At 60.3% G+C, this 16139-nt stretch carries 11 protein-coding genes; 6 read left to right on the forward strand and 5 right to left on the reverse strand.

Going from position 1 to position 16139, the window contains the following annotated elements:
* Positions 1 to 16: 16 nt before the first annotated feature.
* From CABTHER_RS03830 to secA, 3 genes are all read right to left on the reverse strand, one after another.
* Complete coding sequence (locus tag CABTHER_RS03830) at positions 17 to 1231, reverse strand: protein kinase domain-containing protein (protein ID WP_014099272.1); 1215 nt, start codon at positions 1229 to 1231, stop codon at positions 17 to 19.
* A gap of 59 nt (positions 1232 to 1290) precedes the next feature.
* On the reverse strand, positions 1291 to 3003 hold the full coding sequence (locus CABTHER_RS03835) for an ABC transporter substrate-binding protein (protein WP_014099273.1): 1713 nt from the start codon (positions 3001 to 3003) through the stop codon (positions 1291 to 1293).
* Positions 3004 to 3148: 145 nt separating this feature from the next.
* On the reverse strand, positions 3149 to 5941 hold the full coding sequence (secA, locus tag CABTHER_RS03840) for a preprotein translocase subunit SecA (RefSeq protein WP_014099274.1): 2793 nt from the start codon (positions 5939 to 5941) through the stop codon (positions 3149 to 3151).
* A gap of 484 nt (positions 5942 to 6425) precedes the next feature.
* Between secA and CABTHER_RS03845 the strand changes: the two genes are divergently transcribed.
* The 5 genes from CABTHER_RS03845 (at position 6426) to CABTHER_RS03865 (ending at position 12267) form a co-directional block, all read left to right on the forward strand.
* On the forward strand, positions 6426 to 6923 hold the full coding sequence (locus CABTHER_RS03845; RefSeq protein WP_014099275.1) for a roadblock/LC7 domain-containing protein: 498 nt from the start codon (positions 6426 to 6428) through the stop codon (positions 6921 to 6923).
* A 76-nt stretch (positions 6924 to 6999) separates the two neighbouring features.
* A complete protein-coding gene (locus tag CABTHER_RS03850) occupies positions 7000 to 7590 on the forward strand; it encodes a GTP-binding protein (RefSeq protein WP_014099276.1) in 591 nt (196 codons plus the stop codon).
* 185 nt (positions 7591 to 7775) lie between these two features.
* The gene (locus CABTHER_RS03855; RefSeq protein ID WP_014099277.1) at positions 7776 to 8561 is read left to right on the forward strand and encodes an enoyl-ACP reductase FabI; all 786 of its coding nucleotides are present in this window, start codon (positions 7776 to 7778) and stop codon (positions 8559 to 8561) included.
* A gap of 11 nt (positions 8562 to 8572) precedes the next feature.
* Positions 8573 to 9205 carry a hypothetical protein gene (locus tag CABTHER_RS03860; protein WP_148263929.1) on the forward strand — a complete coding sequence of 211 codons (633 nt, stop codon included), beginning with the start codon at positions 8573 to 8575 and terminating at the stop codon, positions 9203 to 9205.
* Between the two features lie 113 nt (positions 9206 to 9318).
* The gene (locus tag CABTHER_RS03865; protein ID WP_014099279.1) at positions 9319 to 12267 is read left to right on the forward strand and encodes a TonB-dependent receptor; all 2949 of its coding nucleotides are present in this window, start codon (positions 9319 to 9321) and stop codon (positions 12265 to 12267) included.
* Positions 12268 to 12318: 51 nt separating this feature from the next.
* On the opposite strand, the gene CABTHER_RS03870 is transcribed toward CABTHER_RS03865, so the two are convergent.
* Together CABTHER_RS03870 and gltX are read right to left on the reverse strand one after the other, a co-directional pair.
* Positions 12319 to 13452 carry a pyridoxal phosphate-dependent aminotransferase gene (locus tag CABTHER_RS03870; RefSeq protein WP_014099280.1) on the reverse strand — a complete coding sequence of 378 codons (1134 nt, stop codon included), beginning with the start codon at positions 13450 to 13452 and terminating at the stop codon, positions 12319 to 12321.
* 10 nt (positions 13453 to 13462) lie between these two features.
* Positions 13463 to 14992 (reverse strand): glutamate--tRNA ligase, encoded by a 1530-nt coding sequence (gene gltX / locus CABTHER_RS03875; RefSeq protein ID WP_014099281.1) that lies wholly within the window; start codon positions 14990 to 14992, stop codon positions 13463 to 13465.
* A 217-nt stretch (positions 14993 to 15209) separates the two neighbouring features.
* On the opposite strand from gltX, the gene cysK reads away from it, so the two are divergent.
* Positions 15210 to 16139 (forward strand): cysteine synthase A, encoded by a 930-nt coding sequence (gene cysK, locus CABTHER_RS03880; RefSeq protein WP_014099282.1) that lies wholly within the window; start codon positions 15210 to 15212, stop codon positions 16137 to 16139.

The raw sequence follows: 16139 nt of genomic DNA on the forward strand, positions 1-16139 counted from the left end.
GTCAAAAGACCGTTGGCTAACCTCGCAGGGACCACCAAATGATGCTGCCCAGAAGCACACACGCTATGACGACAGCCACAATGATGACTGTGCGCCAGGTTGCGCTCCGCCGGGGAACTTCACGGGCCACGACTGTCTGGGAGGCCATGACGGTATCAACCGGAAGGCTTGGCGGCGGCGGTGGTGGTTCAACCACTTCCGGCGCACTGGGAAGTGCCGGTACGGTGATGACCGGTGTGCGCTCTGTCTCCCGCTTGGTCATGGTGGCTGCCAGGCGCACTGCCAGTTCCAGTTCACGGGCAAATTCACTGCCTGACTGCTGCCGCCGCAGGGGGCTTTTCTCAAGCGCCCGCATGATGACGCGCTCGACATGCGCCGACAGGTCGGGCCGCAGCCGGCGGGGCGAAGGGGGAATCTCGTTGGCATGCTTGCTCAGGATGACTTTGGATGGGCCGCCGTGAAATGGGGTTTTGCCGGTCAGCATTTCGTAGGTGATGATCCCCAGACTGTAGATGTCTGACCGGGCATCGAGTTCGAGTCCCTTGGCCTGTTCGGGAGACATGTACTGCGGCGTGCCCATAACCATGTTCTGCGCCGTGAGTGGAGCGCTGTCCGTGGTGTCTTCCTGTACCTTGGCGATCCCGAAATCAAGCACCTTGACCCGTTCCCGCTCGGCTTCTTCCGTGGGCAGGAGCATGATGTTTTCCGGTTTGAGGTCGCGGTGAATGACATTCTGGGCATGCGCGGCATCCAGGGCGTCCCCAATCTGCCGTACGATGTGCACCGTCCGTTCGAGCGTAAACGGCCCGTCGGTCTGGATGGCCCGCTTGAGTGTCGAGCCTTCCAGATACTCCATAACCAGATAGACGTAGCCTTCCTCGCTCGTCCCGAAGTCCGTGACCTGAATGACATTGGCGTGGTCAATGCGGCTGGCTGCCTGGGCTTCTTTCTGAAACCGCTTGACCGCACGGCGCTGGGCCGCCAGTTCGGCGTGGAGAATCTTGACCGCCCAGAGTTTGCGCGTCAGGACGTGAGTGCCACGGTACACCGTACACATCCCACCTTCACCAATGCGCGCCGTGAGGTGGTAGCGGTCTATGAAGACCCGCCCTACGAGCGGGTCTTCGCCCAGTTCTTCTTCATCGGACACCTGGGACAGTGGCCTTCCGTCGTAGGGACAAAAGGCGATGTCTGCCGTGTACGTGCGCCGACATTGCGGACAGGCTTTCATGACTTACACACACTGCGAAAACCCATAGTACAGCAGACGACGCTTGACAGACGAGATGGTTACTTGAGGTAAAGCTCCTCGAGATTCCACGTGGCAGCGGGGTCGAATTTCGCCAGGCGGATGTTCAGCACATTGGAGCGGGCCCCGGCAATGGTGTGTTCCGAGACAAGGTGCAGAACCGGCGTGACCTCATTCCAGCTTCGCTGAAAATCGTTATAGAGTTTGCGCCGCTCTTCAATGGTTTTCTGGCGCAGTGCCAGGTCGAAGTTTTTGGCTATTTTCTTGAACCAGTCGTAGCCCCGCAGGTCCGTTTGCGCGTTGGTAATAACCGGTTCGGCAAAGTAGGGGCGGCTGCCGGTCACAAAGGGCTGAAGGAAGATGGGGTCGGGAAGTTCCGGCTGAATTTCGACCAGAATCATGTCGAAAACCCCGGAGGTCAACGCTTTCCACCACTTTTCCAGGGGTTGTTCGTCCAGCACGATGTCCAGTCCGGCCGCGGTCAGGTCCTGTACGATGGACTGCCCGATGGCAACAGCGGTTGGCTCTTTGGGAACAGTGAACTTGAAGCGTACCGGCGTCTTGATCCCGTCAATGAGTTTGCCGTCCCGGTAACTGTAGCCGGCGGCCTGCAGGGCCGCTTTGGCCGTTTCCACATTGGGTTCATAGCGGGGTGCATTCGGGTCATACCAGGTGGTATTGCCGGGGGTGATGAGACCAAAGCAGGGGTCGGCGTTGCCCCCCAGCACGGACGCGGCCAGGCGTTTGCGGTCAATGAGCCGTGAGACAGCTTCCCGGAAGTCATCATTGAGAAAATGCTTGGCGCGGTTCCGGTCCACCTTGGTCTGGTCAATCCGCGTGTTGCCGACCAGCGTCCACACGCGCAGCGAGCCGCCGGCATTACGTACCTTGGCCTGTCCCTCCACGGCCTTGGCCTGCTCTGGCAGCAGGTAGTCAATGACATCGTACTTGCCTTCGACGAACCGCTCCGACTGGGTCTTGCGATCCACCCCCAGGTCATAGACGACTTCGTTGAGGTAGGGCAGCACCGTACCGGCATTGTCCACTTTCCAGTAGTTCGGATTGGCTGCCAGCCGAAGCTCCTTGTTGGGTGAAAATGATTTGACGACAAAAGGCCCGGAGCAGGCGATTTTGGTCGGGTCATCCGCAACCGTCGGGAAGTTGGTTTTGGAGACAATGGGAATCCGGGCAAAGACAAACTTCGCAGCATCAGCCGAGATGGCATCGTTGAATTGAATCTCTACGGTTTGGGCGTCAACGATGCTGAACCTGGCTTCCCCGCGTTCATTGCCCACGCCGGTTTTGAGCAGGTCGCTCAGGGCAGAGCCAGCCTTGAGAGCTTGTTCGTACGAGAAGACCACATCATCCGGCACCAGGGGAGAGCCATCCGAAAAAAAGCACTTGCGGAGCGTCACCCGGTAGGTTTTCCCGTCACCGGCCAGGGAGACCGCCGTGGCCAGACCGCTGTCCTCGACAACCTGTTTTTCAAAGTCGTAATCCAGCAGCGTGCCGTAGAGCTTACGCAGGACAGCCAGCGTATCGGGGGTGGAATCCACGAAGGGGTTGAAGGTCAAAGGTCCAAAGGACAGCGCCAGCCGGAGTGTCCCGCCTTGTTTGCCCGGCTCACATTTGGCCGGCTTGGCATCTGTGCCGGCCATGAGTTTGCGGGAGGCCGTTCCACATCCCGTCGCCAACGTCAGACAGAGGGAAAGCGCCAGCGAAAGCGCTGTCGCCGCTCGAGTTGTTGTCTGCATGTGTCATGGTCGCCGACCGCCCAGCCACCTGAGAACAATCGCGCCAGCTTGGGGCAGGCGGTGGTGTGTCGAAATGAAATACGGGTACTGCCCGTACCTTTATCAGAGTAGCCGGGAAAATGCCACGCTTTGCTTTACAAACCACTTATGCGCCGTGGCAGTTTTTGTACTTCTTGCCAGAGCCGCAGGGGCAGGGTTCGTTGCGTCCGATCTTGGGTGTGCGGCGGACGACCGTTCCGCCTTCACCGGCCCGGGCGGCACCGGCGTTGGCGGCCGTGTACACCTGCCCGGTCGCCGGGCGGGAGGTTGGCAGGGAAGCCGTTGGGGCACGTTGTGCAACCCGGCGCGGAAGCGTGGGAGGCGCAGGCACTTCGCCGGCAAGTTCACCAGCAACTTCAAACTCGTCACTGGCAGCTTCATCGCCGGCGACCAGTTCATTCTCGAAGTCAAGCGCTGAGGCTTCAGCGACCTCAATACGCATGTTGAACAGGATGCGCACGCATTCCTCATCCATCCGGTCAATCATCTCTTCAAAGAGCCGGCTGGATTCTTTCTTGTATTCAATCAGAGGGTCTTTCTGCCCGTACCCGCGCAGGCCGACGCCTTCCTTGAGATGGTCGAGCGTGGCGAGATGCTTTTTCCAGTGAGCATCAACGATATTGAGCATCACGTGGCGTTCGAGTTGGCGCAGATTTTCAGCTCCAATCTTGGCTTCCCGTGCCCGGTATCGCTCAAGGACGGTCTGCCACACCTTGGCGCGGATTTCTTCCCGGTTCAGGTGCTCGAAGTCGAGCTTTTCGGCTTCGCAATCATAGGCATAGAGATCGAGTAAAGCCACGCGCAGGCCGTCCACGTCCCATTCTTCCGGGCGCCCGTGGAGGTAGCGCCGGATGACATCCGCGAGCAGGTCCTCGGCCAGGTGAATGAATTGCCGCCCACCTTCTGCGCCTTCCATCAACTCGCGCCGCAGGTTGTAAATGGTTTCGCGCTGAAGGTTCATCACATCGTCATATTCGAGCAGATGCTTGCGGATGGAAAAGTTATGGGCTTCGACCGACTTCTGGGCGGCTTCCACCCGCCGCGACACCATGCGGCTTTCGATGGCGACGCCTTCTTCCATGCCCAGCGTCAGCATGATGTTCTTGAGCCGTTCGCCGCCGAAGATGCGCATCAGGTCGTCTTCGAGTGACAGGTAGAACCGTGAGGAACCGGGGTCGCCCTGCCGGCCGGCGCGGCCGCGCAACTGGTTGTCAATGCGGCGGGATTCGTGGCGTTCACTCCCGATGATGTGCAGCCCGCCGAGCGCTACGACTTCGGCATGCTCCCGGTCGGTCTGGGCTTTGATCTGCTCAAACAGGGCCTGGCGCTCTTCCGGCGGCACTTCCGCCGGATTGCGTCCCTGCCGGCGCAGTTCGGCGTCAGTCAGAAATTCGGGATTGCCGCCAAGCAGAATGTCCGTACCGCGGCCAGCCATGTTGGTGGCAATCGTGACCATCCCCTTGCGCCCCGCCTGGGCAACGATTTCCGCTTCCCGTTCGTGGTACTTGGCATTCAGCACGTTGTGAGGAATGCCAATAGCGGAAAGCTTCCGCGAAACGAGTTCCGAGTTGGCAACCGAAGCTGTCCCGACCAGGATCGGCTGACCGGTCTGGTGCCGTTCCTTGATTTCTTCAACAATGGCGTTCCATTTCTCTTCGGCCGTCCGGTAAATGAGGTCAGGATAATCCTGCCGAATCATCGGCCGGTGCGTCGGGATCACGGTGACTTCCAGGTTGTAAATCTTGGCAAATTCCGCCGCTTCGGTTTCAGCCGTGCCAGTCATCCCGGCCAGCTTTTCGTACATGCGGAAGTAGTTCTGGAGGGTGATGGTCGCCAGCGTCTGGGTTTCGGCCTCAATTTTGACGCCTTCCTTGGCTTCCACTGCCTGGTGCAGACCATCTGACCAGCGCCGTCCGTCCATCGGACGCCCGGTGTGTTCATCCACGATGATGACCTGCCCATCCCGCACCATGTATTCCTTGTCGCGGTGATAGAGGGTATGGGCCTTGAGCGCCTGATTGACGCAGTGCAACAGCTCGAAGTTGGCCGGATCGTAGAGGTTTTCAACCCCAAGCAGCTTTTCAACCCGTTCGATGCCGCTTTCGGTCAGCGCCGCCGTGTGCGTTTTTTCATCCACCAGGTAGTCGGTGGCCGGGTTGAGCTTGGGAATGACATCGTTGGCGAGGTAATACTTTTCACTCGATTCGTCCGAGGGGCCGGCGATGATGAGCGGTGTGCGGGCTTCGTCAATGAGGATCGAATCCACTTCGTCCACGATGGCGAAATAGTGACCACGCTGGACGCAGGATTTGACCGAATACTTCATGTTGTCGCGCAGGTAATCGAAGCCGAACTCGTTGTTGGTGCCGTAGGTGATGTCGCAGGCATAGGCCGCGCGGCGTTCGTCATCGTAGAGATGGTTCTGGATGACGCCGACAGAAAGGCCCAGAAACCGGTAAATCTTGCCCATCCACTCGGCGTCGCGCTTGGCCAGGTAGTCATTGACGGTGACGACGTGCACGCCGCGTCCTGTCAGCGCGTTGAGATACACCGGCAGGGTGGCCACAAGGGTTTTGCCTTCGCCGGTACGCATTTCGGCAATGCGTCCGTGGTGGAGGGCGATGCCGCCGATGAGCTGGACATCAAAGTGGCGCATCCCGGTCACACGCCGCGAGGCTTCGCGGACCGTGGCAAAAGCATCCGGCAACAGGTCATCCAGAGACTCACCCTGGTCCAGCCGTTCCTTGAAACGTGCCGTCTGCGCCTGCAGCTCGGCGTCGGACAGTGCCTGGAGCCTGGCTTCCCGGTCGTTGATGGCCGACACAAGGGGGCGAATCCGCTTGAGGTAGCGTTCATTGGCGCTACCAAAGATTTTGGCAAGAACCTTGTCGAGAAGCATGAATGTGCCTTGGGCTGGAAGGAAATCGGGAGAGGTGAAGTAAAATCAGCGTTGCCAAGACCGCTTGCCTGACGTGCCGGACGCTTCAGCGGAGAAGTCAGGCCCGGTGGGGGATACTAAGGAATCACCTGGGTGGCGTCAAGAAAGCCTTGGTTTTGTGATTCCCTTGGGAAGCTGCGGTCGCACCTGCCCGGTTGGTGGTTTGGCTTCCGAGAAATGCCCTTGAAAGCGTTTTTTCGCCTATGCTATGAAACTGGTCACTTCAGGCACATTGCTGCGCTGGTGCGGGACTTGGATGGCGGATGGCAATAAAATGGAGTTTCAGCCTGGTATCCAAGCCGCGCCTTGTAAGCCGCCAACGTATGAATGACGGAGCTGATGCTTCGACCGCGTCCACTGGACGAGAGATTATGGCTGCTGATGTAATATGGGAATAGCCAAACCAGGCAGCACGCGCTACCTTTCTCGACGAGGATGGTAAAACATGTCAAGTGCCGCGCTGGTGCTCTACGGTGAAGAGTATCAGCAAATCAAGAACATCATTGCCCGCCTGTGTGAAGACGCCAACGCCCGGATGGTGTTTCTGATCGACAAGAACGGTCAGAAGATCGCCGACCACGGAGATGTTGGCGCCATTGACACCACGAGTCTGGCTTCACTGACCGCCGGCAATGTCGCTGCCACGGATGCACTGGCGCATCTGGTTGGCGAGAAAGAGTTTCCGGTTCTGTCACACGAGGGGGAACGGGATAACATCCACATCTCGATTGTGGCACAGCGGGTGATCCTGGTCGTCATCTTTGATGAGCGGTCGAGTTTGGGGCTGGTGCGCCTCCGGGTCAAGCGGGCCGCAACCGATATGGCGGAAGTGCTGGAAGCCATCGCCCGCAAGGTCGAGGAAGAAAAGGCCCGTGGCGTCAATCTTGAATCACCCTTTGCCGAAATCACCGAGGACGATATTGACAACTTGTTTTCTGATTGAGAAGGTGTAGAGGAACAACATTTCTACGCCCAAGCGCTTTTTCAGGTTCTGTCTGTAGTGCGAGGAGTGGCTTGCCTTGACGTTCATCAATTACGCTGCCCGTGAAATCAACTGTAAGCTCGTCTATTACGGCCCCGGTCTTGGCGGGAAGACGACGAACCTGCAATATATTTACGACACGACTTCTCCGCAGGCGAAGGGCAAGCTGATCAGCCTGGCCACGGAAACCGACCGGACGCTGTTTTTTGACTTTCTCCCGCTGGAACTCGGCACCGTACGGGGCTTCAAGACCCGTTTCCACCTCTACACCGTGCCGGGACAGGTCTTTTACGACGCCAGCCGCAAGCTGATTCTCAAAGGCGTGGATGGTGTGGTCTTCGTGGCCGACTCGCAGGAAGAGCGTATGGATGCCAACATCGAGTCGCTCTGGAACCTGGAGCAGAACCTCAAGGCACAGGGCTATGACCTGATGAAAATTCCGTACGTCCTGCAGCTCAACAAGCGTGACCTGCCCAGCGCCCTGCCGGTCGAAGAACTCAAAAAAGAACTCATGCGCAAAGGCGAGCCGGTGTTTGAAGCTGTCGCCTACAAGGGCACGGGTGTTTTCGATACGCTCAAGGCGGTGGCCAAACAGGTACTGGTCGAACTCAAGAAAGGCGGCGGTTAGTCCTGATCCAATCCTGATCTGTGGTACGTCCGGCCCTTCACCGGCCTGGCCGCAGGAAGCAGCGACAGACACAACGGGCATGCCCGTTTGAGGCTTCGGTAGTCAACCGAAGCCTTTTTCCATTATGGTTGGCAGTGGTTTGGCCCGGCCATCCATATCCTCACTGTGTGGTAGGACCCCTCATCATGCTTACCGGTAAAAAAGGTGTGATTCTCGGCGTGGCAAATAAGCGCAGCATCGCCTGGGGGATTGCCCAGGCGACGGCACAGGCCGGTGCAACGCTGGCGCTCAACTACCAGAACGAACGTCTTGAAGCCAACGTCCGTGAACTGGCGGCCACGCTGGACAATCCGTTCGTCGCCCCCTGTGATGTCACCAGTGACGCCGACATTGCGGCGTTCTTCGAGGCTGTCAAAACCAACTTTGGTACGCTGGATTTTCTCGTGCATGCCGTGGCCTACGCGCCCAAGGAAGACCTGGAAGGAGCGTTTGTGGACACCTCCCGCGAAGGCTTCCGCATCGCCCATGACATCAGCGCCTACTCGCTGACGGCTGTGGCGCGGGCAGCACTGCCCCTGATGAAAGACCACGGCGGCAGCATCGTGACGCTGACGTATCTCGGCAGTGAGCGGGCTGTCGTCGGATATAACGTCATGGGCGTGGCCAAGGCGGCGCTCGAAGCCAGCGTACGGTATCTGGCGGCCGACCTGGGCCCTTATGGCATTCGTGTCAATGCCATTTCTGCCGGCCCCATCAACACGCTTGCGGCACGGGGCATTCAGGGATTTACCAAAATGCTCAAACACCATGCCGCCGTGGCCCCGCTGCGCCGGCCCACGGAAGTGGCCGAAGTCGCCGACACGGCCCTGTTTCTGGTGTCGCACATGGGGCGTGGCATCACCGGTGAGGTCATTTACGTGGACGGCGGCTATCACTGCATCGGCCTTGTGCCCAAGGATGAGCCGGCCTAGGTCGCGTGGATGTGTTGAGAACGTGGCTGGCCCGGACGCGCACACCCATTGATGAGCCGTCCCTGCCCACCTGGGATGCCCTGCACCCATCCGTGCAGGCCGAGTTGGGCGTGGCGGGGGTGACGGCCACTGACTTTGCCTGGTTTGGTCGGCGGCGGGGCGACCTGCTCAACTTCTACTGGGCGCTCAAACGCAAGCATCTGTGGCAACACGTCGGGTTCGAGCAGCCGAACCAGGAAGTGGGCTTCAACGGTCTGCGCTTCCATCCGCGCTACGGAACGGCATCCCTGCTTTCTGATCTGCGCGCTGACGCCACTTTTACCGATCTGCGCCAAACCTGGCGTGGCCGGTTCAACAGCCGTCTGCATCCAGAGCGATACAACTTCTCGGAAAACGACACGCCCGTGGCGTCGCTGCACTTCAACTTCGACGACGCCGACACAGCCGACGTGCATTTTGATTACTTCAATGCGCATGCACCGGGCGGCTGGCCGCTCATCGCCCACGCTTTCTGGGAGTACCCACTCAAATTTCTTGTGGACTACTCGAATGCCGAAGACATCCGGCGCTGCCTGCACGCGCGGGACGGATATGATCCCTGGCAGGTCGTCCGCCGGAACTGCGCCCGAAATTTGCTTGCCTGAGCTATTTGAGGGTGGACGCCGCTCACAAAGTCCCTGGCGGGGCCGATTGAAACAGTTTAATCACGCTTTTTTGGTTTTTGTGTCACAAAGTCCATCAAGGTCAGACTTGGGTCATGGCAGTTCGTGTTCCCTGGATTATCAGCTTGTTGGTTCTGGCGCTGTGGTTGTTTTCACCGGTGGGCTACGCCCAGAGCGGTTCAACAACCGGCACGATCACCGGGCGGGTCTGCGACGCTTCCGGGGCGGTCATCGGCGGCACGGAAATGGTCTGCCTTCAGGTGGGAACCGGGATACAGCGTACGGTTCAATCCCGTGAGGACGGCACGTACGAATTTCTCAACCTGCCGCCGGGGGACTACGAACTGCGCGCCCGGGCGGCCGGCTTTGAGGACAGGCGGCAGACCATCCGCCTTTCGCTTGGCACAACGGCGCTGGTGGTTATCACACTGGCCACGGCTGGGACGACCGACGTTATCGAAGTCGTGGCCGATGCCCGCAATGCGGCTGAATCGGCCACGAACATCCGGCAGAATGAAATCCCGGCACTCCCCATCAACCGGCGTGACTTCCTGCAATTTGCCATTACAGCGGCGCGAACTGTCCCGGACAACCTGCCCGACCAGGGCGCTACGGCAACGTCGGGCATTTCCTTCAATGCCCAGTCACCACGGCTGAACAACCTCACCATTGACGGGCTGGACAACAACGATGCCACGTCCGGGAGCATCCGCTCGACATTTTCGCAGGAGGCGGTGCGTGAGTTTCAGGTTGTTTCGGATGGCTATTCCGCCGAGTTCGGACGCGCGCTGGGCGGCATCATCAACATCATCACAAAGTCCGGCGACAACCAGTTTCGCGGGTCACTCTTTGGCTTCTTTCGCAACGCCGCCCTGAGTGCGCGGGAATCCCTCACGCCCGGCAAGCCGCCTTTCGAGCAGTACCAGTATGGCCTCACGGCCGGGGGCCCGCTGTGGCGCAACCGGGCGTTTTTCTTTGTGACCGGAGAGCGGCTCAACATCAGGCAGAACACCGTCGTGACCATTTCCGACACCGTGCGCGCTGCAGCGCTGCGCAATGGATTTCGGTTCGAGACCGGAAGCATTCCCTTCAGCACCGGTGGCTCGACGGCCCTTGTCCGGGGGGATTGGCAGATCACACCGGAAGACAACCTCACGGTGCGCTACAACTACGGGGGGCAGGTGAATACGGCTTTTGAACCCTTCGGAGGGTTGACCGCCAGCACCTTCACCGGAGAGCAGCGGCTGACCGATCACAACCTGGCCGTCAACAACACATTTGTCAGCCAACAGGCCTTTGTGGTGGAAAGCCGCTTTCTCTACAGCACCCGCCTGCAGGACATCGGTGCCACCGATCCGGGGCCGCGCATTGCCATCAATGCCCCGGAAGGACAGGTCATTTTTGGGAAATCCCTCGTTCTGCCCCAGTTCCGCGACACCCAGACCTACCAGTTTTTCACCTCGGTAGGGTTGGTGCGTGGCCGCCACCAGATGAAATTCGGCGGGGATGTCCTGCGGGTGGATTCACGGCAGCGCCAGCCGGCCAGTGAAGGTGGTCAGGCTATCTTCTCAGCCGTCAGCCTTGCCGCCTTGGGCGGTCCGCCCGGCTCGCCGTCCATGTCGGCGCTCCAGGCTTTTGACCCGACATTGCGCACACCCCAGCAGCAGGCGGTGCTGGCACTCATCGGGGCTGGTCTGCCCAACCGTTTCCCCGGCTTTCCGGTGCTGCCCCTGGATGTCCTGCCCATCACGAATGACTACCGGCAGGGCTTTCTTGACCCACAGCCGACGCGGATACCGCAAACCGCCTGGAGCCTGTTTGCCCTGGATGATGTTTCGCTGCATCCGGCCGTAAGGCTCAATCTTGGTGTGCGCTATGACCTGATACGCGCGCGCAGTACGCCGGAAAACAAAGGCTTTGTATCACCCCGCATCGCCTTGGTCTGGCAGCCTCTCCAGAAACTGACCGTACGGAGCGGCTACGGCCTGTTCACGGCCAGCAATCTGACGTTTCCGATTTTTACCATCGTCCCGTTGACGCGCCGGACACTCGTTTTGCCGTTTCCCTTCAGCATCCTGCCCTTTACCCAACCCAACCGGCAGCTTCCTCCGTCGGGCGATTTCCCCTTTGGTATTCAGCCTGTCCCCCAGTTTGGACTGGAGTTTCAGTTTGCCCGGCGCCTGCCGGTCAGTTACACCCAGCAGGCCAGCCTCAGCCTGGAGTCCCAGCTTGGCTCAACGTTGTTTTCGGTCGTTTATAACTACGTGCGGGGCAACCGCATTCTGTCGCTGCGCAACATCAACCCGGTCGTCCGTCCGGGTGTCGATCCGCTCGACAGTGTCATTAACGGCCGTCTCGATCCCCGCCGGGGAACGGTGAATGAATATGCCGCCGCCTATGACAGTTACTATCACGGCGTCACCTTTGGCGTAGAACGGCGGGTCGGACGCTTCACCGGTCGCGCCAGCTACACGTTGTCGAAAGCCATTGACAACTATGTGGATTTCCGTACGTCTTTGCAGGAATTTGCCGAGCCACTCGACGTGCGTCAGGAGCGTGCGCTGTCCATTCAGGATGCCCGCCACCGGCTGGTGATGTCCGGGGTGTGGAAGCTGGACTATTCCAAACACCTTCTGCTGCGGGATTACACCCTGTCCTACATCTTCACGGCGGTTTCGGGGCGTCCGTGGAATCTGCTGGCCGGGGTGGATTTGAATCGGAACGGCGATGCCAATGACCGGCCGGCCGGGCTGGGGCGCAACGTCGGGGTGACGCCAGCGTTCTACAATCTCGACGTGCGCCTGGCGCGGCGTTGCATCAACCGGGACCGCTTCAAGCTCGAAGGCATTGTCGAAGCCTTCAACCTTTTCAACCGAACCAATGTGCGCGAGTTCGGACGTACCTTCCCACCGGTGAATCCTCCGCTCAACACCGAGTTCAATCTTCCGCCGCGCCGTGGCGGGCGGTTCATCGTCACCCCTGATCGCTACCGGCGCGCTTTTCCGCCGCGTCAGATACAGGTCGGGTTTCGGATGACGTTTTAGCGGCGCTGCCCGGACGGGCAGCCGGGAAAAAGCGTCGTTCAGAGATGCCATTCAGAGATGGCGGGCAAGGATGTCGAGGCCGGCCCGGAGCTGGTCGGGTTCTGTCAGGCAGGACAGCATGAGGTGAACGCCCTGCTCGCAGCCGTAGAAGTAGCCGGGATGCACGAGGACGCCATGTTCGAGGAGTTCCAGTACAAGGGCTTCTTCGTCCTCCCACCCGGCAATCCGTGGAAACAGGTAGTAGCCGCCATCCGGCGGGTGGACGGTCACCTGCGGGCAGCCGCGCAGCCGGGCAAGCGCCAGATCGAGCGCCGCCCGCAGGCGGTCGCGCATGTGCTGTACGAAAGCCTGCCCCTGCTCAAACAGCGTCGGCAGCATGAACTGGGTCAGGGCATTGGCGCTCAGAAAGGCATCGTTGAGGATTTCCAGCCGCGTCCCGAATCTGGCCGCGGCTGGTTCGTTCAGCGCGATCCAGCCCAACTTCAGATCGGGCAGGGCCAGGCGTTTGGAAATACCGTCAAGATGAAAGACCGGAAGTTCCGGGTGCAAGGTTCCCAGCGGCGGGCTGGTTGAGGCCCGGTAGGTAAAAGTGGCAAACACCTCGTCACAGATGACGGGCAACCCAAGCTGGCAGAGCGCCGGCAGTGGTTGTTGGACGATCATCCCGGTGGGATTGTGGGGCGACACCACCAGAACGGCACGGGTCTGCGCATCAGTTGCCGCGAGCAGTGAATCCTCATCAATCCGCCAGCCGTGGGCTTCATCCAGCCGGTAGGTACGCAATTCCACGTGGTGCATGGCCGCCAGATGCTCAAACAGCGGATACGTGACATCGGGACCCAGCACGTTGTCGCCCGGTTCGGTGAGCAGCGCAAAGAGCAGGCTGTAGGCTTCACTCGTGCTGGCGGTGATGAAAATGTTATCCGGTGCTACCTCAAGCGGCGGTGTACGGCGGGCGTAGTCCGCCGCAATGACCTCCCGCGCTGGCGGCCAGCCGTGCGGATCGGGACAGTAACACCGGCTGTTCCAGTAGCCGGCCGCCGCCGCCCGCAGCACATCCGGCGGAAACAGCAACCCCTGGTGGGTTGGGTTGCTGCTCGTCAGGTCAATGTAGTGCCCCTTGCGCTGGCGTGCCTGTTCGATGCGATTGGGTGTCAGGTCGGCGTCAGCGAGAAAACCGGGCATGGGTCAATGTTCAGGATGTGGCCGCCGCGTCACGGCTGGCCGGCGCTTCGGCCATGAGCCGTTGCCCGGTGGCGCGGAGGCGGGCACAGGAACGCTCGCGGCCAATGAGGACAAAGACCTCAAACATGCTTGGCCCTACACTTTGTCCCGTGAGCGCCACCCGCGCCGCGTTGATGAACAACCCGGCCTTGACTTCCCGGGCCGCAGCAAAGTCCCGGAGCGCCGCTTCGACCGCTTCTGCCGTCCAGTCCGGGAGCGGTTCGAGCGTGTCGGCCAGTTCCGGCAGCCACGTTGCCAGGCGGGGGTCACGCAGGTTTTTCCGGGCAGCTTCCGGGTCAATGTCGAAGGTGTCGTCAAAGTACGCCCGCCCGTAGGTGGTGAAGTCCACCAGCGTGCGGAAACGCTCACGAATGACATCCACCGTACGGGCAAACCACGCCTGCCCGTCACCGGTAGCAAAGGCAGGCTTCCAGAGTCCGGCCGTCTCAAGCTGCGCCTGCACCATGGGGAGCAACCGGTCGAGCGGCAGAGTACGGAGATATTCTGCGTTGAGCCACAGGGCTTTCGGGTCGGTGAACTGCCGTGGGTCGGCCAGCGGCTGGTCCGCTGGCGGAAGGTTGAAAATCCCGTTGGTGCGGCTCACCTGGGCAAAATCAAAGGCGGCGATCATGTCCTCCCGCGAGAGGATTTCCCGGTTGTCACCGGGGGACCATCCGATCAGGGCAATAGCATTGAGAAAGGCGTCCGGGATGAAGCCCTGCGCCTGATAGAACTGCACCGTCGCCCGTTCGCCATGCTTGCGTTTGGAGAGTTTGGCGCGTTTGCCATCCAGAATGAGCGGCAGGTGCGCAAAGGTGGGTTCCGGGACGCCCAGCGCCCGGTAGATGAGCAGTTGTTTGGGGGTGTTGGCAAGGCCGTCCTGCCCACGTATAACGTGCGTCACCCGTTCGGCAATGTCATCGGCCGCGTTGCTGAGAATGTAGAGCGGTGAGCCGTCCGAACGGAGCAGGGCAAAGTCCTCGATGTCGGCATAGCGCTTGGTCTGCTCCCCGTGAACCAGATCGTGGAACGTCACGGCGCCGTCCGTCCGGGGGACGCGGAACCGCACGACATAGGGTATTCCCTGGGCCGTGAGCTGCGCCTCTTCTGCGGGGGACAGGATGCGGCCGCGAAACACAAAGGGCTGTTTGGCTGCCTCGGCCGCCTGCCGCATCGCTTCCAGTTCCTCTTTGGTTTCGTAGGACTTGTAGGCATGGCCGGCCGCGAGCAGGTGTTCGGCAAGCTGGCGGTGGGCTGCCAGCCGTTCGGACTGGTAAAAGGGACCTTCGTCCCAATCGAGGCCCAGCCAGCGCAGCCCGTCCAGAATGGTCGCCACGGCTTCCGGCGTGGAACGCTCGCGGTCCGTGTCTTCAATCCGCAAAATGAATGTACCGTGGTGTTTACGGGCAAACAGCCAGTTAAAGAGCGCCGTGCGCGCCCCGCCGATATGCAGGTAGCCAGTCGGAGAAGGCGCGAAGCGGACGCGGATGCCTGAGTTCATCAGAGGTTGGTGTCCTGTGGGCGTGAAGTTCCGGCGTCGGGCGACCGGTCGGCCAAGTCTTAGCAAAACATCCGGCCGTTCGTCACGTCCGACGGTCTATGAACGACCGGGCTGGCAACTGGGACCCCACGGCCCGCCAGGTGTATCGCATCGTTGCGTTGGAACTGCGGCAACGATAGCATCGCCATTGTCAACCATCACCCTAAAGATACATCCCATGGCACTTGGCATTACGGAAGACATCACGGAACTCATTGGCAAAACCCCCCTGCTTCACCTGCGCTCCGTTGTTCCGGCGGGAGCCGCCAATGTGTACGCCAAGCTTGAATACCTCAACCCCGGCGGAAGCATCAAAGACCGCGCCGCGCTGGGCCTCATCACCGATGCTGAGCAGCGTGGGCTGCTCAAGCCCGGCGCTACCATCATTGAGCCAACTGCTGGTAACACCGGAATTGGGCTGGCGCTCATCGGACGGACGCGCGGCTACCGGGTGATCCTGTGCGTCCCGGAAGGCTACAGCCGTGAAAAAATGCAGGTTGCTGAGGCGTTGGGCGGGACGCTGGTCTATACGCCTCATGAAGAAGGCATCCCCGGCGCAATTCGCAAGGCGCTGGAGTTGGCAGAATCCATCCCGAATGCTTTTGTGCCACAGCAGTTCAGCAATCCGGCCAATCCACGCATTCACTACCTGACGACCGGGGCCGAAATCTATGAACAGCTTGGCGGCAAAGTGGATGGGATTGCCATTGGCTGCGGCACGGCCGGGACCTTTTCCGGTGTGGCCCGCTACATCCGGGAACGCAACCCAAACGCGGTTTGTATTGCCGTCGAAACGGAAGGCTCGGTGCTTGGCGGCGGGCAGCCCGGCCCACACAAGGTCGAAGGTATCGGCACAAGCTTCATCCCGGAGAACTTTCACCGCGAGTTGTGCGATGAAGTGGTTGCCGTCACCGACCGTGACGCCTTCGCCATGGTGCGCCGCCTGGCCTGTGAGGAAGGTGTCCTGTGCGGTGGGTCGGCCGGTGCGAACGCTTTTGCCGCCATCCAGCTTGCCCGCCGGCTTGGAGAAGGGAAGAACGTCGTCACGATTTTCCCGGACAGCGCCGAACGCTACATGAGCAAGGGAATTTTCGACGAACTGCCCTGA

The sequence above is a fragment of the Chloracidobacterium thermophilum B genome, from assembly GCF_000226295.1.
GTDB classification, from domain to species: Bacteria; Acidobacteriota; Blastocatellia; order Chloracidobacteriales; family Chloracidobacteriaceae; genus Chloracidobacterium; species Chloracidobacterium thermophilum.

What these genes read in the sequence shown, in the direction of transcription:
- CABTHER_RS03835 (WP_014099273.1), bottom strand. Translation starts at nt 3,003, where the DNA reads ATGCAGACAACAACTCGAGCGGCGACAGCGCTTTCGCTGGCGCTTTCC.
- CABTHER_RS03865 (WP_014099279.1), top strand. Translation starts at nt 9,319, where the DNA reads ATGGCAGTTCGTGTTCCCTGGATTATCAGCTTGTTGGTTCTGGCGCTG.
- CABTHER_RS03870 (WP_014099280.1), bottom strand. Translation starts at nt 13,452, where the DNA reads ATGCCCGGTTTTCTCGCTGACGCCGACCTGACACCCAATCGCATCGAA.
- secA (WP_014099274.1), bottom strand. Translation starts at nt 5,941, where the DNA reads ATGCTTCTCGACAAGGTTCTTGCCAAAATCTTTGGTAGCGCCAATGAA.
- CABTHER_RS03855 (WP_014099277.1), top strand. Translation starts at nt 7,776, where the DNA reads ATGCTTACCGGTAAAAAAGGTGTGATTCTCGGCGTGGCAAATAAGCGC.
- cysK (WP_014099282.1), top strand. Translation starts at nt 15,210, where the DNA reads ATGGCACTTGGCATTACGGAAGACATCACGGAACTCATTGGCAAAACC.
- gltX (WP_014099281.1), bottom strand. Translation starts at nt 14,992, where the DNA reads ATGAACTCAGGCATCCGCGTCCGCTTCGCGCCTTCTCCGACTGGCTAC.
- CABTHER_RS03830 (WP_014099272.1), bottom strand. Translation starts at nt 1,231, where the DNA reads ATGAAAGCCTGTCCGCAATGTCGGCGCACGTACACGGCAGACATCGCC.
- CABTHER_RS03845 (WP_014099275.1), top strand. Translation starts at nt 6,426, where the DNA reads ATGTCAAGTGCCGCGCTGGTGCTCTACGGTGAAGAGTATCAGCAAATC.